At 71.5% G+C, this 26,130-nt stretch carries 19 protein-coding genes; 14 read left to right on the forward strand and 5 right to left on the reverse strand.

Translation table 11 applies throughout. The features are described 5' to 3' along the window. Window position 1 precedes the first annotated feature (1 nt). From AB0883_RS21405 to AB0883_RS21420, 4 genes are all read left to right on the forward strand, one after another. A complete protein-coding gene (locus tag AB0883_RS21405) occupies window positions 2-928 on the forward strand; it encodes a sugar ABC transporter permease (protein ID WP_366642912.1) in 927 nt (308 codons plus the stop codon). Continuing rightward, window positions 925-1,803, forward strand: coding sequence for a carbohydrate ABC transporter permease (locus AB0883_RS21410; protein ID WP_366642913.1), 879 nt, complete (start codon window positions 925-927; stop codon window positions 1,801-1,803). Before AB0883_RS21405 ends, AB0883_RS21410 begins: the two co-directional genes overlap by 4 nt. An 86-nt stretch (window positions 1,804-1,889) precedes the next feature. Further along, the gene (locus tag AB0883_RS21415) at window positions 1,890-3,053 is read left to right on the forward strand and encodes a carbohydrate-binding protein (protein WP_366642914.1); all 1,164 of its coding nucleotides are present in this window, start codon (window positions 1,890-1,892) and stop codon (window positions 3,051-3,053) included. Between the two features lie 243 nt (window positions 3,054-3,296). Next, window positions 3,297-3,854 (forward strand): dihydrofolate reductase family protein, encoded by a 558-nt coding sequence (locus AB0883_RS21420; protein ID WP_366642915.1) that lies wholly within the window; start codon window positions 3,297-3,299, stop codon window positions 3,852-3,854. Between the two features lie 159 nt (window positions 3,855-4,013). On the opposite strand, the gene AB0883_RS21425 is transcribed toward AB0883_RS21420, so the two are convergent. Both AB0883_RS21425 and AB0883_RS21430 read right to left on the reverse strand, forming a co-directional pair. After that, entirely contained in the window at window positions 4,014-7,265 is a 3,252-nt protein-coding gene (locus AB0883_RS21425) for a hypothetical protein (protein ID WP_366642916.1), read from the reverse strand. A gap of 257 nt (window positions 7,266-7,522) precedes the next feature. Then, window positions 7,523-8,356, reverse strand: coding sequence for an SGNH/GDSL hydrolase family protein (locus AB0883_RS21430; protein ID WP_366642917.1), 834 nt, complete (start codon window positions 8,354-8,356; stop codon window positions 7,523-7,525). 390 nt (window positions 8,357-8,746) lie between these two features. Between AB0883_RS21430 and AB0883_RS21435 the strand changes: the two genes are divergently transcribed. Together AB0883_RS21435 and AB0883_RS21440 are read left to right on the forward strand one after the other, a co-directional pair. Further along, window positions 8,747-10,267, forward strand: coding sequence for a non-reducing end alpha-L-arabinofuranosidase family hydrolase (locus AB0883_RS21435; RefSeq protein ID WP_366642918.1), 1,521 nt, complete (start codon window positions 8,747-8,749; stop codon window positions 10,265-10,267). A 517-nt stretch (window positions 10,268-10,784) separates the two neighbouring features. After that, window positions 10,785-11,837 (forward strand): S1 family peptidase, encoded by a 1,053-nt coding sequence (locus tag AB0883_RS21440; protein ID WP_366642919.1) that lies wholly within the window; start codon window positions 10,785-10,787, stop codon window positions 11,835-11,837. Window positions 11,838-11,938: 101 nt separating this feature from the next. On the opposite strand, the gene AB0883_RS21445 is transcribed toward AB0883_RS21440, so the two are convergent. Next, entirely contained in the window at window positions 11,939-12,883 is a 945-nt protein-coding gene (locus tag AB0883_RS21445; RefSeq protein WP_366642920.1) for an acyltransferase domain-containing protein, read from the reverse strand. Window positions 12,884-13,168: 285 nt separating this feature from the next. Here AB0883_RS21445 and AB0883_RS21450 point away from each other — a divergent pair, with 285 nt between their 5' ends. The 6 genes from AB0883_RS21450 to AB0883_RS21475 all read left to right on the forward strand — a co-directional run bounded on the left by AB0883_RS21450 (window position 13,169) and on the right by AB0883_RS21475 (window position 16,606). Further along, window positions 13,169-13,780 (forward strand): hypothetical protein, encoded by a 612-nt coding sequence (locus tag AB0883_RS21450; RefSeq protein WP_366642921.1) that lies wholly within the window; start codon window positions 13,169-13,171, stop codon window positions 13,778-13,780. 6 nt (window positions 13,781-13,786) lie between these two features. Next, the gene (locus AB0883_RS21455; RefSeq protein WP_366642922.1) at window positions 13,787-14,377 is read left to right on the forward strand and encodes a MauE/DoxX family redox-associated membrane protein; all 591 of its coding nucleotides are present in this window, start codon (window positions 13,787-13,789) and stop codon (window positions 14,375-14,377) included. Beyond that, complete coding sequence (locus AB0883_RS21460; protein WP_366642923.1) at window positions 14,374-14,919, forward strand: hypothetical protein; 546 nt, start codon at window positions 14,374-14,376, stop codon at window positions 14,917-14,919. The genes AB0883_RS21455 and AB0883_RS21460 overlap by 4 nt, the downstream gene beginning before the upstream one ends. Then, window positions 14,916-15,851 (forward strand): peptidoglycan-binding protein, encoded by a 936-nt coding sequence (locus tag AB0883_RS21465; RefSeq protein WP_366642924.1) that lies wholly within the window; start codon window positions 14,916-14,918, stop codon window positions 15,849-15,851. The genes AB0883_RS21460 and AB0883_RS21465 overlap by 4 nt, the downstream gene beginning before the upstream one ends. Beyond that, the gene (locus AB0883_RS21470) at window positions 15,848-16,021 is read left to right on the forward strand and encodes a hypothetical protein (RefSeq protein ID WP_199729625.1); all 174 of its coding nucleotides are present in this window, start codon (window positions 15,848-15,850) and stop codon (window positions 16,019-16,021) included. The genes AB0883_RS21465 and AB0883_RS21470 overlap by 4 nt, the downstream gene beginning before the upstream one ends. Window positions 16,022-16,135: 114 nt before the next feature. Next, complete coding sequence (locus AB0883_RS21475; RefSeq protein WP_366642925.1) at window positions 16,136-16,606, forward strand: hypothetical protein; 471 nt, start codon at window positions 16,136-16,138, stop codon at window positions 16,604-16,606. A gap of 21 nt (window positions 16,607-16,627) precedes the next feature. On the opposite strand, the gene AB0883_RS21480 is transcribed toward AB0883_RS21475, so the two are convergent. Then, window positions 16,628-17,455, reverse strand: a complete 828-nt coding sequence (locus tag AB0883_RS21480; protein ID WP_366642926.1) for an SDR family oxidoreductase — start codon at window positions 17,453-17,455, stop codon at window positions 16,628-16,630. A gap of 528 nt (window positions 17,456-17,983) precedes the next feature. Between AB0883_RS21480 and AB0883_RS21485 the strand changes: the two genes are divergently transcribed. After that, window positions 17,984-19,162 (forward strand): ATP-grasp domain-containing protein, encoded by a 1,179-nt coding sequence (locus AB0883_RS21485; protein ID WP_366642927.1) that lies wholly within the window; start codon window positions 17,984-17,986, stop codon window positions 19,160-19,162. A 15-nt stretch (window positions 19,163-19,177) separates the two neighbouring features. Here AB0883_RS21485 and AB0883_RS21490 read toward each other — a convergent pair whose 3' ends face one another. After that, the gene (locus tag AB0883_RS21490; protein WP_366642928.1) at window positions 19,178-22,609 is read right to left on the reverse strand and encodes an amino acid adenylation domain-containing protein; all 3,432 of its coding nucleotides are present in this window, start codon (window positions 22,607-22,609) and stop codon (window positions 19,178-19,180) included. 433 nt (window positions 22,610-23,042) lie between these two features. On the opposite strand from AB0883_RS21490, the gene AB0883_RS21495 reads away from it, so the two are divergent. Then, a complete protein-coding gene (locus AB0883_RS21495; protein WP_366642929.1) occupies window positions 23,043-26,120 on the forward strand; it encodes an amino acid adenylation domain-containing protein in 3,078 nt (1,025 codons plus the stop codon). Window positions 26,121-26,130: the final 10 nt, after the last annotated feature.

Raw genomic sequence — 26,130 nt, forward strand, 5'->3', positions numbered from 1 at the left:
GATGACGACCGTCCGATCCGGCCGGAACCGGTTCCTCGCCGGCGCGATCCTGCCGGCTCTCGCCCTGTACGCCGTGTTCGTGCTATCGCCGTACGCGCAGGCGTTCTACCTGGCTCTCACCGACTGGACCGGCGTCTCCGGTGAGGCGGGCTTCGTGGGGCTGGACAACTTCCGCCGGCTGGCAGGGGATCCGCTGTTCCGCGCCGCCCTGCGCAACAACGGGCTGATGCTCCTCGTCGTGCCGGCGGTCACCATCGCCCTCGGGCTGCTGCTGGCCGCGCTCGTCTCGTTCGGCGGTCGCGGCGGGGCCGGCGGACCGTCCGCCGTGCGGGGCGGCGAGCTGTACAAGGTGGCGTACTTCCTGCCGCAGGTGCTCTCGCTGCCGATCGTCGCGGTGCTCTGGCAGTTCGTCTACGGCCCCACCGACGGGCTGCTCAACGGCGTACTGCGCGGGGTCGGGCTCGACGCGCTGGCCCGCAGCTGGCTCGGCGACCCGGCCGTCGCCCTGTGGGCGGTCATGGCGGTGCTGGTCTGGTCGTCGGTCGGCTTCTACATGGTGCTCTTCGGCGCCGCGATGGAGTCGATCCCGCGCGAGGTGCTGGAGGCGGCGGTGCTGGACGGCGCCGGGCGCCTCGCCGTACTGCGGCGCGTCGTCGTGCCGCTGCTCTGGGACAACGTCCAGGTCGCGTTCGTCTACCTTGGCGTGCTAGCTCTGGACGGATTCGCGGTCGTACAGATCATGACCGTTGGCCCCGGCGGGCCGGACGGAGCGACCGAGGTGATGGGTCTCGGGCTCTACCGCAACGCCTTCACGTACGGGCGGTTCGGCTACGCCGCGGCGATGGGCGTCGCGCTGTTCTTCCTCACGCTCGCCGTCGCCGTCGTGGCGTTGCGGGCCGGACGCCGGGAGCGGGTGGAATACACATGACGACCATCATCGAACGGCCCGTCGACGCGCGACCCGCGTCGCCGACGCGGCGCCGCCGCGGCGGCACCTGGGGCCCGCACGTCTTCCTCGTGGCGTGGGCCGCGATCGTCACGTTGCCCCTGCTCTGGGCGGTGGTCAGCTCGCTCAAGACCGACCGCGAGATCCTCACCAGCCCGTGGACGCCGCCGGCGCAGCCGCGGTTCGACAACTGGTCGCGGGCCTGGGAGCAGGCCGCCATCGGCCGGTACGTCGGCAACAGCGCGATCGTCGTCGGGGCGGCGCTCATCCTCACCATGGTGCTGGGCTCGACCGTCGCCTACGCCCTGGCCCGCTACCCGTTCCGTGGCAACCGGATCGTCTACTACACGTTCGTCTCGGGGCTGCTCTTCCCCGTGTTCCTGGCCCTGGTGCCGCTGTTCTTCGTGGTCGAACAGCTCGGCCTGCTCGGCACCTACCCGGGCCTGATCCTCGTCTACACCGCGTACGCGCTGCCGTTCACGGTCTTCTTCCTGCACGCGTTCTTCCGCTCGCTGCCGACCGCGCTCGCCGAGGCGGCGTTCCTCGACGGCTGCTCGCACTGGGGCGTCCTCGTCCGCGTGATGCTGCCACTGGCCCGCCCCGGCCTGGTGAGCGTCGCCATCTTCAACTTCCTGGGGCTGTGGAACCAGTACCTGCTCCCGCTGGTGCTCAACCCCGACCCCGACCGGTACGTGCTCGCGCAGGGCCTGGCCGCGCTGTCGGTCAGCCAGGGCTACCGCAGCGACTGGAGCGGCCTCTTCGCCGGCCTCACCATCGCGATGCTGCCGGTGCTCGCCGCGTACGTGCTCTTCCAACGGCAGATCCGCACGGGCCTCACCGCGGGGGCGATCAGGTAGGCCCTTCCGTCCGGCTCCACCGCGCGGGCGGTCGTCGTCGCCCGCCCGCGCGTACCCCTTTTCCCTCCCACCGTGAGGAGACCCCCATGTCACGGAGATCCCGCGCGGCCTTCGCCGCCGCGTCGGCGGCACTCACCGCCGTCGCCGCGTTCGCCGCATTCGGCCCCGGCGGCAGCGCCGCCGCCGCGGCCGAAACCTGCGGCGTGCTGTTCGACGACTTCGCGTACGCGTCGTCGGCCGACCCCGCGCTGCCCGCCCGCAACTGGACGGTACGCACGAACGCCGGCGGCCCCGGGGTGCCGGGCGCCTCGTGGCCGGCGTCCAACATCTCGTTCCCGACCTCCGGCGGGCAGAAGGTGCTCCAGCTCGCCGCCTCCACGGACGGAACAGCCGCCGGCACCAGCCATGCCGAACTGTTCCAGCGCCGGGCGTTCTTCGAGGGCACGTACGCGGCCCGGGTGCGCTTCGCCGACGCGCCGGTGGCCGGCAACGACGGCGACCGTCTCGTCGAGACGTTCTTCACGATCACCCCGCTCGACCGTCCGATGGACCCGAACTACGGCGAGATCGACTTCGAGTACCTACCCAACGGCGGGTGGGGCGAACAGGGCCCGATCTTCTACCAGACCACCTGGGAGACGTACCAGAACGAGCCCTGGGTGGCCGACAACACCCACACCGCGCAGCGCCGCAGCTTCGACGGCTGGCACGACCTGCTGTTCACCGTTGCGCAGGGGCGGGTGAAGTACTACGTCGACGGTCAGCAGGTGGCCGACCACGGCGACCGGTACTACCCGGAGACACCGATGTCGATCAACTTCAACCTGTGGTTCATCGACCTCGTCGCCCACACCGGCGGGCGCAGCACCTACCAGCAGCAGGTCGACTGGCTGTACTTCGCCGACCGGCAGGTGCTGACGCCGGCCGAGGTGGCGGCGCGGGTGGCCGCCCAGCGGTCCGCCGGCACCACCCACACCGACACGGTCGGCGCGGGCGGCGCCTGCCCCACGCCGCCGCCCAGCTCACCGCCGCCGTCGACCCCGCCGCCCTCCTCGCCGCCGCCGTCGTCCCCGCCCCCCTCGTCGCCGCCGCCGGCGAACTGTGCCGACGCGCCGAACTGGGACCGGGGCACGGTGTACCTCGGCGGCCAGCGGGTGCGGCACAACGGCCGGCTCTGGCAGGCGAACTGGTGGACGCTCGGCTCCGAGCCGGGGCTCACCGCGCAGTGGCGCGACCTCGGCCCCTGCTGACCTTGTGACGGGCCGCCGCCGTCACCAGGGCGGCGGCCCTGCACGGGGCCCGGCGGTGAGTCGCGCCAGCCCCGGCCGGGCAGAGTGGGTAACGCCCGGACCAGACGCGGGTAGGGTGAGGCGCCCTCGCCGGACCCGGTCGGTGGAGCTGGACGGGCAGCCGGTCGATGGGTTCCGCGTCGTGCGGAGGTCACAGCCTGCGGGACCGCTGGCAGGCTGACCCGCTCGTACCGAAGGAGACGCATGGCGAAGCTCATCTACTCGATGGTCACCTCGCTCGACGGCTACGCCGAGGCGGCGGAGGGCGGCCTCGGCACCGGGGCCGACGACCAGGAGGTGCACACCTTCATCAACGACCTCTTCCGGCCCGTCGGCACGTACCTCTACGGCCGACGGATGTACGAGACGATGGTCTACTGGGAGACCGCGCACACCGAGCCCGACCAGCCGCCGCACATCCTCCAGTACGCCCGCGACTGGCAGGCCGCGGAGAAGATCGTGTACTCCACGACGCTGGAGTCGGTGTCCAGCGCGAAGACCAGGATCGAGCGGACCTTCGACCCGGCCGCGGTGCGCAAGCTCAAGGCCGAGGCTGATCACGACCTCACCGTCGACGGCCCGAACCTCGCGGCCCAGGCGATCGCGGCCGGCCTGGTGGACGAGTACCATCTGTTCGTCACCACGAGCGTGGTCGGCGGCGGCAAGCGGTTCTTCCCCGACGGTGTGCGCCTCGATCTCGAGCTGGTCGAGGAGCGGGCCTTCGACAGCGGACTGATCTACGCGCGCTACCGGACCCGCTGAGCCGCACCGGTCGGTGACGCCGCCGGTGGCCGAGCCGCGCAGGACTCCGCTGCCGTCCGACGTGGAGCTTCACCCCTGTCGATCGTCGCCTCGCCGCCACATGCCCTGATGCCGCTCGGCTGACCGACTCGCCGGATCCGCCTGCGGTCGGGCGTTGTCTCATGGGCGGGCGAACAAGGCGTCGGTGAGGTCTGGGGCCTCGCGTTCGAGTTCCGGTCGGCGTCCGGCCTCGGTCAGGGCTGCGGCCAGGCGAGGGAGCTCCGCAGGTCCGACTTCCTTGCCAGCGACGATCGCACGCAACGCCGCGACGAGCACGCGGCCGTCGATGCTGTGCGCGTGCGCGTCGATCAGGTTCGAGGTGAGCGAGGCCCCGTACCGGTCTTCCGTGGCCCCCGAAGCAACCAGGCACTGAATCGCGCTGACGGCCGTGCGTGGAGTGACGTTCCCTTCGTCGATCAGCTCATGGACCATCTCGCACACCTTCTCCGGCGGCAGACGGTGCGCTTCGGCCCGCATGGTGCCCAGCACCATCTCCGTGGCGTCCCCGATCGCCGGCGCGTCCCTTCCGTCGAACGGGGCCAGGTCCGTCACGGCGGCGGAAGCATCCCGGCAGGCGGCGACCAGGTCCTCCGAGGGGGTGCCCAGCGAGACCGCCAGCCACATCCGGATGAGAGCGTGCGCGACCGAGATGTCGCTGCCTTCCTCTCCCTCCGCGAACTGGTTCAACGCCGCAGGTATCCGGCGGATCAACGGTTCCAGGGCGTGCAGCAGCATGTCGTCGCTCAAGCGGTTGCTCAGGTGCATGGACCTGAGCGCGGGAGGTATCTCGAAGGCGGCCTTGAGAACCTTGTCGCGGCTTTCGCCGGGTGGCAGTGCGTTGGCCCAGTAGACGTCTGTCGGATCCGGGAGGTCGGGCGTCCAGCCGCCTGCGTACTTGAGAACGATGTCGCGGCGGCCGTGGTGCCAGGTGCGGGTGACCGTGAGAACCTCCATGGAGTCCATCCACATGCCACCCGGCACGGCGGCCTGCCACTGCAGGGCTGAGTTGCGCAGCCAGGCCGCCGGGTCGTTGGTCCGGGTGAACAGTTCCGACGCACGCAGTGCGCCGCCGCAGGCCAGGGTCAGCAGGAAGAGATTGAACGAGTAGGTGGCCATCCAGTGGTCGATGCGCTTGTCGACCGGGCGGTAGCGGCTTTCGGTGTACTGCGGGCGGGTCATGGCCTGGGAGGTGCGGCCGGTCAGCCACGTGCGGATGCGGTCGCGGTCCGGGCCGTCGAGCAGGCCGGCGATGAACGGCAGAACCGTGGCGCGGGCGGTCAGCGGCGTGAGGCCGAGGAGGGATCGCAGCAGGTCGTCGTCGTTCGACGGGCCCAAGCGCAGGGCCAACGTGCTCGCCGACTCGCGCGCCTCGGTGTCGCGGACGGCCTGCACGACGAGCCGGGACACGAGGTATTCGCCGAAGGTCGCGTGCAGGAACTCGTACGTCTGCCGGGTTTGGTCCTCCTGCACGGCTTGGGCGCGCTGGATGAAGAAGAAGCGCCCGACCATCTCCTGGCCGACGGTGAGCGGGCTGCGGAACGCCTCGGTGCGGCCCGGGTGCGACGGGGTGAGGCCGAGGCTGGTGAGGTCGTCGTCCAGCTCGCGTTCGGTGACCCACAGTCGCAGGCGATGGAACATCGCGAAGGCGACCACCGACAGGCGTAGGAGTTCCTGCTCGACCAGCCCCGGCACGGCCGAGTTGGGCTGTCCCACATGTACCCGGCGTACCTCACGCTCGGCGAAGGAGGCCAGCAACCGCTCGTAGAGCTGGCCGTCGTCGAGGGTCGCGGCGTCGCCCCGCAAACCGTTGCCAGTGGCGTCGTAGAGGGCGAGCATGAGCAGCAGCAACGGCTGTTCAGCGAGGTCGCGGAAGCGGAGGACCACATCCGGCGTCAGGGGTCTGACGAGCCGACTGTGTTCGTTCCAGGCGGTCAGCCAGCGCTCGATCTGAGCCTCGTCGAACGGCTCGAGGCGCACGGCGAGGGCACCGACGGGCAGACGGGCGCGGTCCGCGACGGCGATCCGGGTGGTGACCATGACCGCGACCGGCCGGCCCAACGCTGCCTCCCGCTGCTGGAACTTGGCGACCCGGTGCAGGTAGTCGGACTGGTGCAGGCCGGTGGCCTGCAAAAGCTCGTCGAAGCCGTCGAGCAGGATGACCGGCAGGGCACCGTCGGCGTCGCGGGAGAGCTCTGCCCAGGACACTGTCTCGCCGATCGCGAGGCGCAAGGCCCGTTCGACCTGGTCCTGGATCTCGGCCTCGGCGGGCACCTCGCGCAGCGGGACCCGGCAGACGAAGAAGTCACCGGCGGGCAGGCGGGCGGCGAGGATCCGGGTCAGCGAGGACTTCCCGGCGCCCGGCTGGCCGAGCAGCAGCATCGGAGCCTCGGTTGCCTGGGTAGTGGTCAGGTGGGTGGCGAGGAATGTGTCGAAGTCGTTGCGCACGCTTGCGACTGCCCACCACTGGTCGTCTGCGGGACGGGCGCCCGGGTCGGCCGCGCGGACCCGAAAGTGCGGATCGAGGTACGCGGCTCCGAGCGTCGGCAGGAGCAGTTCCCCCGCGTCGCCGCCGAGGATGGGACGGTCGAGCTCGGCGCGATAGGAGAGGGACAGCGCGGCCCGGTGGAGGCCCGGGTCGCGGCCCGATCCGGCCCGCAGCAGCAGCGTCTCGAGACGTTCCAGGCCCCGGGCGGTGGCGCGCGCCTCGAGACGATCGGTCCAGAGCGCGAACTCGGGGATCTCCTCGGCGAGGCGGCGGTGGATCTCGTCGTAGCGGGCGACGGCCGCAGCGGGCAGCTGCCGGTCGAGCAGGTCGGCCAGCAGTCGACGTTCGCGCTCGTCGGCCCGGTCCCAGACGGCCAGCCCGGTGAGATGGCGGCTCATTCGTGCCGACTGTTCGGCGAACCAGCCCTCAAGAGCGGCCAAGAGGCCCGCGTACGGGAGATCGGGCGCCGGCAAGGGGATTGGCGCGCGCAGAAAGCGGTCGACCAGCGTCCCCTCATCTCCGCCGCTGGCGGCGAACCGGAGCTGGTCCTCCCGGGTGAAGCCGGGCTCGCGGATGCCCGCCGCGGTCAGGCAGTCGTCCAGCTCCTCGAAGAACGCGGTGAGCACCAGGACAGCGTGCGCGGCCTGGAGCCGTTCGCTGCGGTCGTGCCGCCCCAGACCGCGTACGGAATCACTGATCTTGGCTGTGAGTAGGCCGCCGAGCCGGACCACCTCGGTCTTGGCGTCGAAGAGGCTGATCGCGAGATCGCTGCCGCCCGCGGTCGCTACGGTGAGCGCGCCGCCGAGCAGGTTGTCGACGGCCTTGGCGAGAGGCCCAGAGCCACCCAAGATCCTGACGGCGTCGGCATAGGACAGACGATGCGGCATTGCTACATGATGGCCCACCTGGTGAATTGGCTGAGCGTGGGCGGATGGGCCTCGTCTACAGGCCGTCGTGGCGGGACCAGTAACCGGCTGATGCGGGGATCTGTTCCAGGGAACAGATCCCCGCAGTACGTGGAGAGCGAGACGCCGCCGGCCGGGCTCCGCTTCCGGCGCCGGCTGCCTGACGGCTGGACCCGGCCGCACCGACAACCGGCGGTGGCCGCCATTGACCTCCACCGCCGGGGCCGAGGCCCCGCGGGCTACACCTTCGCGCCGGCCTTCTTGGCCGTGGCGGACTGGCCGACTGCCTGGGTGAACACCGGCAGGTAGCCGTTGGTCTGCCCGGTCACCATCGGGTGGTACGAGTTCGACAGGTTCAGGATGTCGACGGCGTGGATCCACTTGTTGCCGCTGCAGATCTGGTGTCCCACGAAGATGCTGCGGACGTCGGCGAAGGTGAACCCGGCGCGGGCCGCGGCGGCGGAGATCAGGCTGTCGACCAGGTTGATGCCCTCGTTGACCTTGGCGCGGGCGGCCTCGCCGATGCCGATGCAGGTCGTGCCCAGCTGGTAGAAGACCGGGTAGCTCAGCACCACGACCCTGGCGTTCGGGGCCTTGCCGCGGATCGCGGCGTACGCGCGGTCGAGCAGGCCGGGAAGGTTCGCCCGGGCCTGTGCCTGGGCCGCGTCGACCGCGGCGATGCAGGCGCTGGAGCCGCGGAGGGCGCAGGTGGACATGATGTTGCCGAAGCCGGCGTCGTTGCCGCCGATGGTGATGCTGACGAGGGTGGTCTGCGAGCTGAGCGCGGCGACCTGCGAGTTGATCACGTCGGTCGTCGTCGCGCCCGCACAGGCCACCGATCTGTAGGAGGCCGGCGCGTTGGCCGCCGCCCAGCGGGCGGAGAACGCGTTGGTGCTGCGTTTGCAGCTGCCGCTCTCCGAGGTGTAGCTGCCGGCGCCGACACCTGAGGCGTACGAGTCGCCGAGCGCCACGTAGTGGTGGCCGGCGGCCTGTGCCGGGTTGGCCAGCCCGAGTAGCGCGAGTGTCGCGGAGAGAACGCCTGCGAGCAGGGTCAGCATCCGGGTTCTGGTCATGTACCCCTCCATCGTCCGCCGGTTGGTGAACGATTAATAGCACTACATCGATGTCTGGGGATAGATGCCGTTCAACTGATGCAGCGGGGCGCGACTGCGACTCCAGCCGTCGCCGCGCCTCCGGCGGCCACCGGCCGCGCGCTGCGCCGCGCCCGGCCGATGGGCCCGAACGGTTGCCGCTTGACGAACGGCATGTTATCGCTCACAGTCGATGGCTAAGGGCAGCGACAGCGTGGCTTACCGGGCAAGCCGGGCTCGTCGGCGTGGACCAGGCGTGCGTCAGGGCGCACCAGGTGTGTTAGCGCTAACTTTCGTGCCCTCGCGCCCGGTCACGCATCGCGGTGCGCCCGTCTCGGGCCTCCCGTTGGTACTTCTCAACCAAGGAGAATCATGTCTGCTTCAGGTGGAGCTCCACCGGTCGCGCCGCCGTCGCGGGGGCGTGGCTGGTGGCTACGGGTCGTCGCCGCTGGCATGGCCGTGTTGCTCGGTGGCGCCGTCGCGGCGGTGGTGTCGTCGGCGCCCGCCGCCGCGGCGACGGTCGACACGAGCGCGTGGTACGTGCTGGTCAACCGCAACAGCGGCAAGGCCCTGGACGTGTACAACCTGGCCACGAACGACGGCGCACGGATCGTGCAGTGGGCGCGGAACAACGGCAACCAGCAGCAGTGGCAGTTCGTGGACTCCGGCGGGGGCTACTACCGGTTGCGGTCGCGGCTGTCCGGCAAGGTGCTCGACGTCTACAACTTCTCGACCGCAAACGGTGCCGGCATCGTGCAGTGGACCGACGGCAACTCGACCAACCAGCAGTTCCGGTTGGCCGACTCCGCCGGTGGCTACGTCCGCCTGATCAACCGGAACAGCGGCAAGGTGGTGGAGGTGCAGGGCGCCTCGACCGCCGACGGCGGGAACATCGTGCAGTACGACGACTGGAACGGCAACAACCAGCAGTGGCAACTCGTCCGCGTCGACGGCGGGGGCAACCCCACCACGCCGCCGCCCGGCACGTGCGCCCTGCCGTCGACGTACCGGTGGTCGTCGACGGGGCCGCTGGCGCAACCGAGGGCGGGGTGGGTGTCACTCAAGGACTTCACCCACGCCCCCTACAACGGCCGGCAACTCGTCTACGCGACCACGCACGACACGGGAACGACGTGGGGCTCGATGAACTTCGGCCTCTTCACGAACTGGTCCGACATGGCCTCGGCCAGCCAGAACCAGATGCCCTTCTCCGCCGTCGCGCCCTCACTGTTCTACTTCGCCCCCAGGAACATCTGGGTGCTCGCCTACCAGTGGGGCGGACCCGCCTTCTCCTACCGGACGTCGAGTGACCCGACCAATGTGAACAGCTGGTCGGCGCCGCAGACGCTCTTCTCCGGGAGCATCTCCGACTCCGGCACCGGCCCCATCGACCAGGCTGTCATCGGGGACGGCACCAACATGTACCTGTTCTTCGCCGGGGACAACGGCAGGATCTACCGGGCCAGCATGCCGATCGGCAACTTCCCGGGCAGCTTCGGCTCGACCTCGACGGTGATCATGAGCGACACGACGAACAACCTGTTCGAAGCCGTTCAGGTCTACAAGCTCCAGGGCCAGGACCGGTACCTCATGCTCGTCGAGGCGATCGGCTCGCAGGGTCGCTACTTCCGCTCGTTCACGGCCACCAGTCTGGGCGGCACGTGGACGCCGCAGGCCGCGACCGAGAGTAACCCCTTCGCCGGCAAGGCCAACAGCGGCGCCACCTGGACCAACGACATCAGCCACGGCGAACTGATTCGCAGCAACGCCGATCAGACCATGACCGTCGATCCCTGCAACCTGCGGCTGCTCTACCAGGGCCGTGCCCCCGACTCCGGCGGAGACTACGGCCGACTGCCCTACCGGCCGGGTCTGCTGACACTGCAGCGCTGACGGCGTGACACCAATCCGGCCCGGGTGCTCCTGACGTCCGCGGCGACGAGGTGGGTCGAACGGCAGCCGTTGTCGGGGCTCACGATCGGGACCGGATGGAACTGGAGGGGCGGGCTCGGCGCACGGCCGAGTCCGCCCCGGTCCACGCCGGCGGGGGAGGCGTCGACGTGCCGGGTGCGGGCCCGACGGCCGTCGGCCGCCGTCGGATTTTTCGATGTTGCGACCTCGTCCCGCCATCCGGTCGGGGTGAGTGGCGGGAGCCGTCCGGCGGGTCGCAGGCCGGGCTCGCTGACCTGCCAAGTCGCGGCGAATAGCCACTAATCGCCGCACGCGCCACTCGTCGGGCTGTCCGGACCCAAGGTATGAGAAGCGGCCGAGTCAGGCCAACCGTCACTCTTGCAATCAATACGAGATCTATGAATAGATCGACGCCTCCGGTCGGGTGAGCCTCACCAACCGATCGGGTGCCCGGGGCTACCTGAAAGGCAGCCCGTGCTCAGCTCCATGGAGGTACCACATGCGACTCTCCGGGTCTCCGCTGCGCCACGTCACCGCACTGTCGGTGGCGGGCGCGTTGGTCGTCGGCACGTTGACCAGCAGTCCCGCTCAGGCAGCGCCCGCTACGCCCGCTTCCCCCGATCAGGCCTCCGCGCTCGCCGCCGCACTCGGCGACCGCTCCGGCGGGGCGTACGCCGGTGCCGACGGCGCCATGGTCGTCACCGTGACCGACGACGCCGCTGCCCGCAAGGTCCGCGCGGCCGGCGCGACCCCGAAGCTCGTCGCCCGCGGTGCCGACGACCTCGCCCGCGCCACCAGCACGCTGAACAGCGCCGCGCGGGTGCCAGGAACCGCGTGGTGGACCGATCCGGCGACCAACCAGGTCGTGGTCTCCGTCGACAGCACGGTGACCGGCGCGAAGCTGGAACGCGTCGAGGCCGTCGCGGAGCGGCTCGGCGGCACCGTCCGCATCCAGCGGGAGGCCGGCACGCTCAGCACCCGGGCCGCCGGCGGCGAGGCCATCTACGCCGAGGGTGGCGGCCGCTGCTCGCTGGGCTTCAACGTCCGCAGCGGCGACACCCAATACTTCCTCACCGCCGGGCACTGCACCGACATCACCGCCAACTGGTACGCCGACTCCGGGCAGGGCAACCTGCTCGGCACCGGCGGCACCGGCAGCTTCCCCGGCGACGACTACGGCATCGTGCAGCACACCAACCCGGCCGCCGCCGACGGCAGCGTCTACCTGTACGACGGCACCACCCGCGACATCACCGGCGCGGCCGACGCCTTCGTCGGGCAGTCGGTGCAGCGCTCCGGCAGCACCACCGGCCTGCATGGCGGCACGGTCGAGGCGACCGACGCCACGGTGAACTACGCCGAGGGCAGCGTCAGCGGCCTGATCCGCACCACGGTCTGCGCCGAGCCGGGCGACAGCGGCGGCGCGCTCTTCAGCGGAAGTACCGCCCTGGGCCTGACCTCGGGTGGCAGCGGCAACTGTTCCTCCGGCGGGACCACCTACTTCCAGCCGGTCACCGAGGCGCTGAGCGTCTACGGGGTGGAGATCGTCTGAGCGACGGCACACCAGCGGGGCCGCCGGACACCGGCGGCCCCGCCCTCACGTCCGCGTCCGTGCCGCCGATCCGGCTGACCGGTGCGGAGCCGGGGGTGTGGCTAGACCGGGAAGGTGCCGCGGCGCCACTGCCAGTGGCGGCCGGCCCGCAGGTGGTCGACGACCGCGCGCTGGAGGAGGGTACGGCGCGGCAGTCGGTCGAGCGGCGTGGTCAGGGTGCGGAACACGAACCGCAGCACCTCGACGTCGGCGTCCAGCCCTTCCGGCTCCTCGTGGGGTTCCAGCGCGAATCTCCGCTGGAACCGGACGATGTTGGAGTCCGCCGGCAGGTACTCCCGCAGCTGCGGGTCGAGCAGCCACGAGCCGCAGGAGAACGCCGTGTGGCGCTCGTCGGGGAAGTGCCGCGGAAAGAACGCGCGGGCCTCGTCGAGCGACGCCTCGACCGCCTCCGGGCTCATCGGCCCCGACTCGGGGACGTGCAGGTGGATGGCGGTGTCGCCGCGCTGGTGCTGCAGCCGGCCCAACTCGTAGATGCCGCCGCGCACGTGCAGCGTGAGCCAGCTCTGCATGACCGGCCAGCCCTCGCGGTGCATCCGCCGGTCGATCGCGAGGTTGCGGCCCAGGTCCGCGAGGGTCACCCACGACACGGCGTCGGCGATGCCGTGGTCGCGGTGGTACGCCGTGACGACGTCGACCAGGGCCAGGTACGCGTACACGTAGAGATGCCGCCAGGCGGGGCCCCGCTCGCGCGGCAGCGCCGGACCGGGCGGCAGCCAGCCGTGGCCCCCGAGATCGGCGCGGACCAGGGCGATCGAGCGGTCGAGCAGCCAGCGCAGCTCCGGAGTCCACAGCGGAGAGCCGGGCTCGGGCCAGCCCGCCAGGATCTCGGCGGCGTCGTCCGGGCGCACCGCGAGCCGGTCGAGGATCGCGGGCGCGTCGGCCCTGGCGGGCAGCGGAGCCGACGGCCGGTCGCCGGCGAGCCGGTGCACGCGGTCGACGTCCTCGACGGGTACGCCGAGCCGGGCGGCGGTGTCGGCCAGGTCCACGCGGAAACCCTACCGGCCGGTCGGCGTCATCCACGGCCCGTGCCACTCGGGCCGGACGTCGCGCACCCGCAGCGCCAGCGCCGGGCCGGGGCTGTCACAGTACCGTGACAGCAATCGACCTTGTCAGATATTTACAGATCCATATACCGTGCCGTTGGTAAGTTCCGGACCCGGACGAAGGGCGGTCGCATGGCAGCCAGAGGCGCGCCGGTGACGCATCGGGCAATCGACCACGGCCGATTCTCGCTCGATGGTTCACTCGACCTCAGCGCACCGTTCACATCCGTGGCCGACGTGACGATCGGCGGTCGGCTGCACGAGTTCACGGCCGGCGCGATCGGGCTCGCGGACGACGTGGCCCGGACGCTCGGCGTCGAGACGTTCGACGAGGAACTCACCTACCAGGGCGGAACGCTGCTGACCGCGCGCCTCCGGTCGTACGACCCGCAGATCCAGCTGGCCGAGGAACGGCTCGTGGCGGTCTGGCGGGGGCGGCGGCACTGCTTCTTCACCGAGATGTACGGCGCGGCGACCACCGACCTGCTCGGCGCGTTGCGGACGCTGCGCATCGAGGAGCACGACGACGGGCTGGCCCTGCGCCCGACCTCGAAGACCGGGGCCGAGTTCGTCGAACCGGCCACCGTGCTCAAGGAGGTTCCCGGGCTCGGTCTGCTGGAGATCGCACCGCTGACCAAGCAGCGTGCCGGGCAACTGCCCACCTGGCGTGGCCTCCAGACGCGGGCGGGCGAACTCTTCCGGGACGTCCTGCCCGACGGGCAGCCCTACTTCGTACTGGCTGCGGCGGACGCCTGGCTCAGCCTGGTGCCGTTCGCCGACACGGACATGGAGCAGGTGCCCACTCTGGTCGACCGGCTCCGCGTCCAGACCGCCCGGTAGGTCGGGATGTCCGGACTGCTGGCCGGCGTGGCCACGTACACCGTCCTGTTCACCCTTCTCGTCAGCACCGCCGAGCACCTGTCACGGCCGGCGGCGCTCGCCGAGGCCCTGGCCGCGCACCGGGTGCTTCCGGCTCCGGGCGCGGTCGCCGCCATCGCCATCGCCGGCGAGGGACTGCTCGCCGGCGCCGGGATCGTGGCGCTGCTCCACCCCGCCGGCGAGGGCCTGCTCGCCGCCGTCCTCGTCGGCAGCGTCGCGCTACTCGCGCTGTACGCCGGCTACGGCCTGTACGTGAGGTCGACCGGGCGCGCCGGCTCGTGCGGATGCTCCCGGGTGGAACTGCCGATGACCGGCTGGGTGGTGGCGCGGGCGGCGGTCCTCGCCGGGCTGGCACTGGTCGCGCTGCTCCTGTCCGGCTCGATCATCCCGGCGGATCGCGCCGACGCCTCACTGGCCGTCGTGCTGCTGGCCGCCGCCACGTTCACCGCGCTGCTGTGGCACCTGCCCGCCGCGATGTACGAGCCGGCGTCGGCGACAGCCCGGCGGCCCACGACCCGCCGGTCCATCGGCACGACAGAGGGAGGCCTGCCCGGATGAGCTTCCAGACCAGCGCACTGATCCTGAGCTGGATCGCGATTCTCCTGCTGGCGTTCACGGTCTCGGGCCTGGTACGCCAGGTGCACGCGCTGTCGAGCGGGGCGGTCCAGCGCCGTCCCGAGTCGGTCGGTCTGCGGCCGGGCGCACCAGCCCCCGAATTCGCCCGGCTGGCACCGGCGGCACCGGCGGTTCCGCTGGTGCTGCTCTTCCTGGAACCCGACTGCGGGACGTGCACCGAGGTGCTGGCCGAGGCGAGCGAACACGTCCGCCCCGGCCTGGAGTTCCGGGTCTTCTACCGGGAGGACCCTCCGGCGCGGGCGGCGGAGCTGCCGATCACCGTGCTCGGCGGACAGGCGGAACTGTTCGAGCGGTACGACGCCCTCGCCACCCCGTTCGCCACCGTCGTTGACCGGGCCGGGCGGGTGCTGCGCGCCGAGCCGCTCGGCTCCCGCGCGGCACTGCACCGCCTGCTCGACGAAGTCGACAGCCCACCCGGCGACCCCGCACCGGCGGTCGCCACGAATCAGGGAGATCGGGCATGACCGGTATCGACACCGTGCCCTGGCTGCGCGGAGACGACCCGGGGACCGGGCCCGCCGTCCGGCGGGTGCCGGTGCAGCCGGGCGGCCGAAGGCGCGCCGGGTGGGCACTGTCGCGACGCACCCTGCTCCGGGCGGGCACCGCGGTGGGGATGGCCGCGCTCAGTGTGTTCCCGGCGGCCCGCCGCGCGTACGCCGATGGCTACACCATCTATGCCGGGTGCCCGACGTACGCCAGCGACCACAACTGCTCACCGGGATGCGGCCCGAGCACGATCTTCGCCGACTCCTGCAACACCAGCGGGACGTACACCGGATTCCACAAGAACGACGGCGTCACCTGGATCCTGCGGCCGAACCAGTGCTACGGCGGCACCTACGACGGCTGGCTGTGGGCCTACAACGGGGCGTGCGGCGCCTGCGCCTGCTCGGTCGAACGCCGGTGCCACGACGGATACAAGAAGACCAGCTCGGGCTGGGTGAAGTCGATCTGCCGCTGGAACACCAAGTGCGGATGCCTGGGCGCGGCCAGCTGGCCCACCACGCAGCGGGGCAACACCGGGGTGAACGTCTACACCGTGCAGCACCTGCTGACCGCCCGCGGGCACGCGACCGAGATCGACGGCATCTTCGGTGCCGACACCGAGGCGAAGGTGAAGAGCTTCCAGACGGCGGCCGGCCTCGGGGCCACCGGTGTCGTCAACGCGACCACCTGGCCGAAGCTCGTGACCACGGTCCGCTCCGGGAACAGCGGCCACGCCGTCAGCGCCGCGCAGCGCCAGCTGAACAGGCGCGGCTACGCGCTGGTGGTCGACGGGTCCTTCGGCCCGGCGACGGACAGCGCGGCGCGCGACTTCCAGCGGCAGAACGGGCTGACGGTCGACGGGGTGATCGGGGTCAACTCCTGGCGGACGCTGACCGGCGCCGCCGTATGACCCGGACGCTGCCGGGGCACGCCCGGGCGGCACTGCGCCGGGTCGGCGACCCCCTCGTACCCCTCGTGCTGCTCGCCGTCGGTGCGCTCGCCGCCGCCGCGTACGGACACGTGCTCACCTGGGCGATGATCGGAGGGCTCGCCGGTTACACGCTCTCCGGCTCCGTTTGAACGCACAACAGCGCGCACGCGCTGGCCTCGCCCGGGTGGCGGGATCGAGATCGGCAGGGCGTCGTCCTCAGCCTGTTCGTCGTAGGGCTGATCGCCGGTGGCCTGCTCAGCGGGTTGGTGCTGGGGCTGCTCTCCGGCCTGTCCACGCCCCTGCCCGTCCCGTGGCGCTACGCGGGCATCGTGGCGGTGGCGGTGCTGGGGCTGCTCCGCGAGGTGGGCCTGGTGCCGATCCGGCTGCCGCAGAACGCCCGGCAGGTGCCGCAGGACGTGCTTCAGCGCAGCCTGCGGCGCGGGGCGCTGCAGTTCGGCTTCGAGATGGGCACCGGGGTCCGCACCTACGTCTCGGCGAGCGCTCCGTACGTGCTGGCGGTCGCCCTGCTCCTCGGCGGTCAGCGCCTGCACGTCGCGATGCTCGCCGGGATCGGATTCGGTGTCGGACGCGCGATGACCCCGCTGGCCCGCCGCGCCGCCGGCACCGGCGACAGGTGGGACGCCGACCTGCGGGTACGGATCCGCACGATCACCGTCACGGCGGGCGTCGTGCTCGTGGCCGCCCTCGGCCTGCTGGCCGTGCGGCATTTCTGAACGCGGCCGGTTCCGGACGGGTCACGCCAGAGTGTGGTGGCCCGCCTTGACGACCTGGTCGTACTCATTGCGCCGGGCGTCGTAGGCGGCCTCCAGGAACGTCGCCGAGTCCGGTCCCACCGGCAGCCGTAGCGGCGGCGACTCCATCCGGCTGAGCCGCCAGACCACGTCCGCGAAGAGTTCGGGGGAGTTCACCTCGATCCAGGTGTTCATGCTGCGCAGCGCGCCGAGCATGCCGTCGCTGACCGGCGTGTAGTCCGCGATCCGGTGTTCCGGCATGACCAGGTTGGCGCTGTACCCGGTGGCGAAGCCGCCCGGCTGCAGGATGGTGACCTTCACCCCGAGGTGCCCGGCCTCGGCGGCCAGCGACTCGGCCGCTCCCTCCATCGCGAACTTGCTCGCCGTGTACGCGGCCAGCCCGGGCATGGGGACCACACCGGTGACCGAGCTGACGAAGACCGCGTGCCCGCAGCGCTGCGCCCGCCACACCGGCAGCACGGCCCGGGTGAGCCGCCACGGCCCGAAGACGTTGGTGTCGAACTGCGCGGCGAGTTCCTCGTCGGTGACCTCCTCGAAGGTGCCGAACTGGCCGTAGGCGGCGTTGTTGACCAGGACGTCGACACCGCCGAAGGCGTCCACCGCCCGCTCGACCGCCGCCACGCACTGCGCCGGATCCCGTACGTCCAGCGCGGCGGCCACCACGTTGCCCGGATGCCGGGCCACGAGCGCGCCGAGGGTCTCCGGCCGGCGGGCCGTCGCCACCACCTGTTCCCCCTCGGCGGCGAGCCGGGCCGCGAGGGCCAGACCGAGTCCGCTCGAACACCCCGTGATCAACCAACGCTTCGCCATCGCTCCCGACCCACCCAATCCGAAGGGTTGCCTACCGACTGCACAGTGTCAGAGCCGCCAGCGGTGGTGAAGGGATGTCGGCTGTCGCCAACCGGATTCGTCGGGAATCCGGCACCGCAGGCTGCTGACCGAGGGCGACGGCTGGCCGGCCAGGTCTGCGGGGCCGACGCGGACCGCTCGCCGGATCGCCCCTGCCGGGGTAGCCGTCGACGCCCTTTCCGCCGGGGCGCCTCGGGACCCCTGCCGCCCCGCGATTACCGCTACCATCGGGCTGTCTCGCTCACCGTGCCCAGCGCGGACGGCCGGGTACGTGGTCGGTCCGTCCGGGCTTGGCGTAGCGGGCGTTGCGCCTCCTGCGACCGGGTGGCGGTGGCGCGGAACGTCGAGGTCGGGCCGTTCAGGCGACGTCGCGTCCGTCCCCGCCTGCGGTAGGGGCGGCCGTCGAAACCGGGGCCGAAGGTTGGAGGAGCCGGCCAGATGAGTCTTCCGACGTGCCTCGTCGTCTACGACAGAGGCTCGGCCAGTGCGGTGACCGTCCTGTCGGCCGCGCGCGACGTCTGTGATGTCGTGTTCCTGCGGATGAGGCACGAGGACGCGGCAGCTTCGGACATGTGGGTGATCCCCGAGAACGTTCGCGTCGTCGACGCTGTCGGACTGTCCGAGGACGAGATCTGCGACCTCGCCGCGAGCCTGAGCCCGGACGGGGTGGCGGCGTTCAACGACAACTGGCTGCACCTGGCTGCCCGCATCGCCCAGCGCTGCGGGCTGCCGTTCCACAGCCCGGCGACCGTGCCCGCCCTGACCGACAAGTTCCTGCAGCGCACGCTGCTGAACGCGGCGGCGGTGCCCTCACCGCAGGCGCGGCTGGTGAGTACGGTCGACGACGCGGTGGCCGCCCTCGCCGAGATCGGACTGCCGGCGGTGCTGAAGCCGCGCAACGGTGCCGGCAGTGTGGACACCGCCCGCATCGAGTCGCTGGAGCGGTGCCGCAGCTACGTGGCCGAGTTCGTGGCACGTGGCACCGGCGACTTCGTCCTGGAGGAGCTGCTGACCGGAGACCCGTCGGTGGCCGGAGAATGCTGGGGTGACTACGTCTCGGTCGAATCCGTGGTGCAGGGCGAGGACGTCCAGACCGTCTGCGTGACCTCCAAGCTCCCGCTCGCGCCGCCGTTCCGCGAGACGGGGCACGTGCTTCCCTGCACGCTTTCGGAGCGCGACCAGGCAGCCGCGGCCGAGGTCGCCAGTGCCGCACTGCGGGCACTGGGGGTCCGGCACGGCGTGACGCACACCGAGGTCAAGCTGACCCCGGCCGGCCCTAGCGTGATCGAAGTGAACGGCCGGATGGGCGGCTACGTTCCGGTGCTGCTACGCCGAGCGGCCGGCTTCGACCTCGTGCGGACCGTGCTGCGGCTCGCGACGGGCGAGCCGGTGACGGTGCCCACCCTGGTGTGGAAGCGCATGGAGTTCGCCTATTTGCTGGCACCGCCGGTCGAAGCGAAGACCCTGGTGTCCTGGAACGACGTGCGCCCCCGCGACGTCGGCGGTATCCGCAGCATCGAGATGCGCTCGAAGCCGGGCCGGGCGCTGGACTGGCGCGACGGCACCGCCAACAGCATCGGTCTGGTGCACGGTACGGCGACGACGCACGAGGCGATCCTGGCGTCTCTGGCCGAGCTGAACGAGCGCTTGGACGTCGTCTACCGCTGATCGTGCGGCGTGTCGCTAGCCTCCGGTGCGCGCCTGCCGTTTGCGGCGCACCTGCTGCTGCCGGCGCAGGCGGGCGCGCTGTGCCTCGTCGTGGTCCGCTGCCACGCCGGGCTCGTCGGTGGCCCCACCGGTCAGGTGCGCCGCGAACGTCCGTACCGTCGGAAAGCGGAACAGGTCGACGATGCGCGCCTGGGGCGCGGCCTGCGCACGCACCTCACTGAGCAGGCGGACCACCAGCAGGGAGTTGCCGCCGGAGCGGAAGAAGTCGTCGGTCACCCCGATGCGCTCGTCGCCCAACACCCGGCGCCAGGCCGCCAGCAGTGCCTCTTCGAGGTCGCCATCCGCCGTGACCGGCTCGGACCCGACGGCGCGTGCCTCGATCCTGGGAAGCGCCTTGCGGTCGAGTTTTCCGTTGGGAGAGACCGGCAGCGCGGGGATGGTGGCGACCAGGCCGGGGATCATCTGGGGCGGCAGCGTGCGCGCCAACTCGACCCGCAGCCATTCCTCGTCCACCGCTGCGCCGTCGGCGGTGACGCAGTGGGCGGCGAGGCGGCTCCGGTCGCCGTCGGTCTGCACGACCACGGCGCAGTCCTGTAGACCGGGCAGGGCGGCGACCGCCCGCTCGATCTCCTCCAGCTCGATCCGGTGGCCGTTGAGCTTGACCTGGTTGTCGAAGCGACCGACCAGTTCGATCGTGCCGTCGGGCGTGATCCGCGCGAGGTCGCCGGTGCGGTAGACGGTGGCTCCGTCGTCGAGGTGCGGCGCCGAGACGAAGCGTCGCGCGGTCAGTTCCGGGTCCCCGACGTAGCCCTGGCTGACCCCCGCGCCGCCGATGACGAGCTCGCCGAACATGCCGACGGGCACCGGACGCAGGAAGGCATCGACGATGTGCACCGTGGTGTTGGCGAGCGGCCTGCCCACCATCGGCGGCCCGGAGTCGAGCTGCCAGGCGGTGGACCACACCGTGGTCTCGGTCGGACCGTACATGTTGAGCACCTTGGGGATGCCGAGTTCGCGCAGCGTGGTGGCAAGCGCCGGGTCCAGCGGCTCACCGCCGACCAGCAGGGTGTGCAGCCGGGCGAGCGCCCGGGGCCCGCCGGGCATCCGCAGCACCGTACGGACGAACGTGGGTGTCGCCTGCAGCGCGGTGACCCCGGCGGTCTCGATCAGGTCGGGGACCTTGACCGGCTCGGTGTCGGCTTCCGCCAACCGGTGCAGCGTCTCCATGCTCTCGCCGAGGACGACGTGGACACCGCGGCTGAGGGTCCACAGCAGTTCGAGTACCGCGATGTCGAAGGTGACGTTGGTGACCGCGAGCCATACCGGCCGTGGTGGAAGCGGGACCGTTTCGTCCATCGCCGCGAAGAAGTTGGTCAGGTTGCGCTGTGCGACGCGGACGCCCTTCGGCACCCCGGTCGAGCCCGAGGTGAAGATGACGTATGCGGTGCTGTCCGCCGGGACCTCGGGAAGGGTGCTCAGCGGCGGGTGACCCGTGAGTTCGGTCAGCGGCAGGACCCGGCCGTCGAACGGCGGTGACGGCACGGCGGCGTGTTCGACGATCAGCGCGGCGCATCCGGCGATGGCCAGGCTGGCCGCCGACCGCTGCTGCGGTGCCGCGCCGTCGAGAGGCACGTACGCCATGCCGGCGCTGAGCACGCCGAGCAGGGTCGCGACGAGATCGGTGGATCGGGGGACCAGGACGCCGACGCGGTCGCCGGGGCGTAGCCCCGCCGCGACGAGACCGGCCGCGATGGCCTGGGCCCGCTCGGCCAGTGCGGCACCGGTGAGGGTGCGGCCGCGAAAGGTCACCGCGGGTGCGGTGGGGTCGGCGTGCAGCTGGGCCAGGATCCGCCGGTGCACCGGCAGGGCGGGCAGCTCCCGAGCGGTGGCGGCGTTCCATCGGGCCACGTGGGCGAGGTCTTCGGCACCGGCCAGCACCAGGTCGCCGAGCCTGGCGTCGGGGTCGGCCGCCATCAGCCGGACCACCCGCGCGAACCAGTCGACCAGGCGCGACATGTCGGACTTGGCGAACATCTCGCTGTTGTAGACGAGGAAGCCCCGGCCCAGATCGCCGTCCTCGCGCAACTTGAACATGATGTCGTACTGCGTCGCGTAGACCGGCGCGACGGCCTGCCCGGTCTCCAGGCCCGTCAGCGACAGCCCGGTCTCGGGGTAGCTCTGCAGGATGAAGATGGCCTGGAACAGCGGCGAGTGCGAGACGCTGCGATCCGGCGCGACCGCCTGGACCACCTGGTCGAAAGGGAGATCCTGGTGGGCGAAGGCGTCGAAGACGCTGCGGCGGACCGCGGCGAGGAACTCGCGGACCGTCTGCTGTGGATCGGGCCGCATCCGTACCGTGATCGAGTTGAAGAACAGGCCGAGGGTGTTCTCCAGCACCGGGTAGGGCCGACTGGCCAGCGGGCTCCCGACCGCGAGGTCGTCAGCGCGGGTCATCCGTGACAGCAGCAGGCCGTACGCCGCGACCAGGGCGCCGTAGAGGGTGGTGCCGCACTCGGCGCACAGCTCCCGCAGCCGCTTCATCAGCTCCGCGTCGTAGGTGAACACCAGCGCGTCACCGCGGTAGCTCTGCACCGCGGCCCGGGGCCGGCCGGGCATCAGCTCCAGCGCCGGGGGCAACTGCGCCAACTGGCCGCGCCAGAACTCGCGCTGCTGTTCGGCCACTTCGCCGGTGATCCACTGCCGCTCCCACGCGGCGAAGTCGGCGTACTGCACCGGCAGGTCGGGCAGGTCCGGCTCGCGGCCCTCGACGGCGGCGGAGTACAGCTCCGAGATCTCCTTGCGGATGATGCCCGCCGACCAGCCGTCGGAGATGACGTGGTGCTGGGTGATGACGAGGATCCAGTCCGTGGCGCCGGTGCGGATGAGGTCGAAGCGGATGAGCGGGGCCCGCGACAGGTCGAAGCGGGTCGCGACGATGTCGTACAGCAGTTGCCGGACCGCCTCGTCGGCGGCTTCCCGCAGGTCGTGCTCGGTGTACGCGGGACGTCCCGCCGGGTCCGGCACCTGGAACAGGTCGTCGCCGTCCTCCACGAGCGCGCTGCGCAGGATCTCGTGCCGGGCCGTGATGGTCTCGACGGCAGAGCGCATCGCGTCGGTGTCGAGCGGACCGGTGATGGTGCGCGCCATGTACATGTTGTAGATCGGCACGTCGGTCGCGAGTTGCTCGATCAGCCAGAGGCGCCGCTGCGCGTAGGAGGCCGGCAGCGGTCGGGTGCGGTCGACCGGGACGATGCGCACGCTGCGGCGCCGCTCTTCGTGCTCCTGCTCGCGAACGAACTGCAGCACCTCGTCGCGGTGCGCGGCGAGGCGGGCTCGCAGCGGCTCGGTGAGCCGCTCGCGCGGGCCGGTTATCCGCAGCTTGTCACCCTGCGCGGAAAGGCGCACGCCCAGGCCCGCGAGTTCGGACAGCAGGTCGATCAGTGCCATCAGGTTCGGTCTCCTTTGCCTGTTGTGCGCGCAACAAGACCGGCCGTGGTAGCGCAGGCGTCACCGGTAATACGCATGCTATTTAATTGACTTCGCAAAATTCGACGCACGCCCTCCGGCAGAGCGCGATGCCGCTGCGGATTTGCCGCGCCGGGCAGTCGACGATTCCGTCATTCGGCATGTGACTTTGACGTGAATCGCTTCCGGTCAAGCTATAGGTGGAATCGCGGACGATCAACCGGTGTGAAACAACTCACACTGTATTGAAAGACGCGCTTCAATCGCCCAATAATTCGCACGGCCGCCGCTCGGGCGGGCCACTCACTTCGGCATGGATGGGACGGTAGGGCCGGACGACCGCTGGCGAGGGGCGCATCCGAGCCGCTCATGACGGGGGGAGCATGTGAAGCCATCGCGGCCGGACCACGCCCGCGTGCCGCTCAGCGTCCAGCAGCGCGCCGTGCATGTCGCACAGCAGTTCGGCTCGGACGGCGCGGGTTACAACGTCGCTGTGGCGTACCGGCTGACAGGTGCCCTGGACGAAGGGCGCCTGGACCGGGCCCTCACGGAGGTGGTCCGGCGTCAGCCACAACTGCGCGTCCAACTCCAGGAGGAGCAGTCCGTCACCTACCAGGTGCTCCAGCCGGCACCCGCGTCGCTGCTGCGGACCACGGACGTGGTGGCGGACGACCTCGACGCGCACCTGACGGCACTGTGCGCGGTGCCGTTCGTGGCCGAGGACTCCGTACGGCTGCGGGCCCACCTGCTGCGTCAGCACGAGGCGGCGGCACTGCTGCTGATCGTCTTCGACCACCTCGCGGTGGACGCGCCGTCGTTGCCCGTGTTCCTGGACCAGTTGTCGCGTGCGTATGCGGGCGTCGCCGAGCCGGAGACCGACGGCCCCGACTACTTCTCCTACGTGCGGTGGCAGCAGGACTTCGCCGCCTCCCCGGCCGGCCTGGCCGCGCAGCGGTTCTGGCAGGAGTCCCTGGACGGGGTCGACCCGGGCTGCGGCATCGCCCCGAGCACCGTCGGGTCGGCCGCCGTCGAGCCCCGCGTCGCGTCGATCGCGGTGCGGCTGCCCGCCGACCTGGACGCCCGGGCCGCCCGCATCGAGGTGACGCCGTTCTCTGCCTGCATGGCCGCGTACGCGCTGGTGTTGCAGCACTACACCCGCAGCGATGACGTCGTGGTCGCCTTTCCCGGCGTCGACTGGCGACGGCCACGGTACCGGCACGTCGTCGGCCTGTTCTCCGACATGCTTCGGCTTCGCGCGCCCAGCCTGGCCACCCCCAGCCTCGCCGAGTACGCGCGCCTGGTGCAGGACCGTGTCATGGACGGGGTGGAGCACCAGGGCGTCGCACTGGCCACGGCGGGGCCGGGCGGACGCATGATCCAGCCGGGCCGTCCTCCGCTGCCGGCGGTGCTCTCCTTCAACGACGCGTCCTTCCCCCTCCTCACCCTGCCCGGCGTCGTCAGCGAGCCGGTCGAGTTCGCCACCCGGGGCAGCAAGGCCGAGCTGTTGCTGTCCATCAACCTGCGCGGGGGAGTGCTCACCGGGCGGCTCGACTACTGCACGAACCTGTTCCAGGCCACCGAGGCCGACGCCATCGCCCGCGGGTTTGAGACAGTGCTGGCCCAGCTCCTCGCCGACGCCGGCACCCCGCTCACGGTGCGGCTGGCGGGCCCCGGGACCGAGGAGCGCATCCTCACCGACTGGTCCGTGGGGCCGCCGGCCCACGACGGTCCCGGCATCGTCGAGGCGTTCCGCGCGTGCGCAGCCGACCGGCCCGACGCGCCCGCGCTCGTCGCCGGCGATCGCACCGTGAGCTACGCCGAGCTGGACCGGTGGTCCAACCTCCTGGCCGCGGAGATCGGCGCGCTGTCCCTACCGCCCGGCTCGGTGGTGGCGCTGTGCATGGCGCGCTCCTCGGCGTTCGTCGCGGCCGTGCTCGCGGTCCTGCGGTGCGGCCACGCCTTCCTGCCCGTGGACATGGAACAACCGGCCGGCCGGCGCTCCTTCCTGCTGAGTGACGCCGCGGCCGGCGCCGCAGTCGTCACGGCGACCGCCGACGCCCCGGCCGGGCTGCCGGTGGTCGTCGCAGCGCAGGCGCCTCCGCCGGCCGGGTCGGCGGCGCCGCTCACCCACGTCGCCGCCGACCCCGCCGCTCCGGCGTACCTGATCACCACCTCGGGCACCACGGGACTGCCGAAGACGGCGATCGTCCCGCACCGCGCCATCCTCAACCACCTGCGTTTCAAGCAGCACGAGTTCGGCCTCGACCGCACCGACCGGTTCTACTTCAAGACCTCACCGGTGTTCGACGCCTCCGTCTGGGAATACCTGACTCCGCTGGTCATCGGCGCCGCTGTCGTCGTCGCTCCCGCCCATGCCCACCGCGACCCGGCCCTGATGCACACCGAACTGCGCACCCACGACGTGAGCGTGGCGCAGTTCGTGCCGACCCTGCTCGGCGCGATGCTCGCGGAACGCTCCGACTGGGAGTGTCCGCGCCTGCGCTGGCTCTTCTGCGGCGGGGAGCGGCTGACCCGTGAGACGGCCGCTGCGGCGGCCGCCGCCACCGGCGCCCGCGTGGTGAATCTCTACGGGCCAAGCGAAACCACCATCGACGCGACATTCCATGTCCTCGCCGACGGGCCGTCGGAGCCCGACGCGGACCCGCCCATCGGTCGGCCCGTGGCCGGGATGCGGGCCTACGTCCTCGGCCAGGGCGGACAGCTGCTGCCGCCGGGATTCCCCGGCGAACTCCACATCGGGGGCGTCGGACTGGCGCTGGGCTACGTCAACCGCGACGAGCTGACCGCGAAGGTGTTCGTGCCCGACACCGTCAGCCGCCAGGGCCGGGGCCGCCTGTACCGCACGGGCGACCTGGCCCGGTTGTGCGGTGACGGCGACATCGCCTTCCTGGGCCGTGAGGACGGCCAGGTCAAGGTCCGCGGACTGCGCGTCGAGCTGGAGGGCGTGCGGCGCGTCGTGCTGCGCTTTCCCGGGATCGTCGACGCCCTCGTCGCGGTCCATCCCCGACGTCCCGACGCGCTCGTGGCGTACGCCGTCACCCTCGACGGTCTCGATGCGGCGCGGCTGCGCGCGCACCTCGCCGGGGAACTGCCCGCCGAACTGGTCCCCGCCTACCTGGTCGCGATCGACCGGATCCCGACCGGGAACACCGGCAAGGCCGATCCCCGCCGCCTGCCCGTGCCGGAGGTGGGTCTCCCGGTCGCCGCCGACGCACAGCCGCGCGGCGTGGTCGAGCGGAAACTCGCCGACCTCTGGGCCCGAGCGCTCGGCGCCGCGCCAGAGCGCCTGCCGCGCGACGTGCCCCTGTTCGCGCTGGGCGCCAGCTCGATGACGCTCATCCAGGCGCACCGCGAGATCCGACGGGAATTCGCGGTTGAGGTGCCGGTCACCGACCTGTTCAAGTACCCGACCGTCGCGGCACTCGCCGCCGCGCTGACGGAGCGCCTCGACCGCGCCGCCCGCCGCGACTGACCACCGGCCT

Origin of the sequence: Micromonospora sp. NPDC047812 (assembly GCF_040704175.1) — a bacterium.
Lineage (GTDB): Bacteria > Actinomycetota > Actinomycetes > Mycobacteriales > Micromonosporaceae > Micromonospora.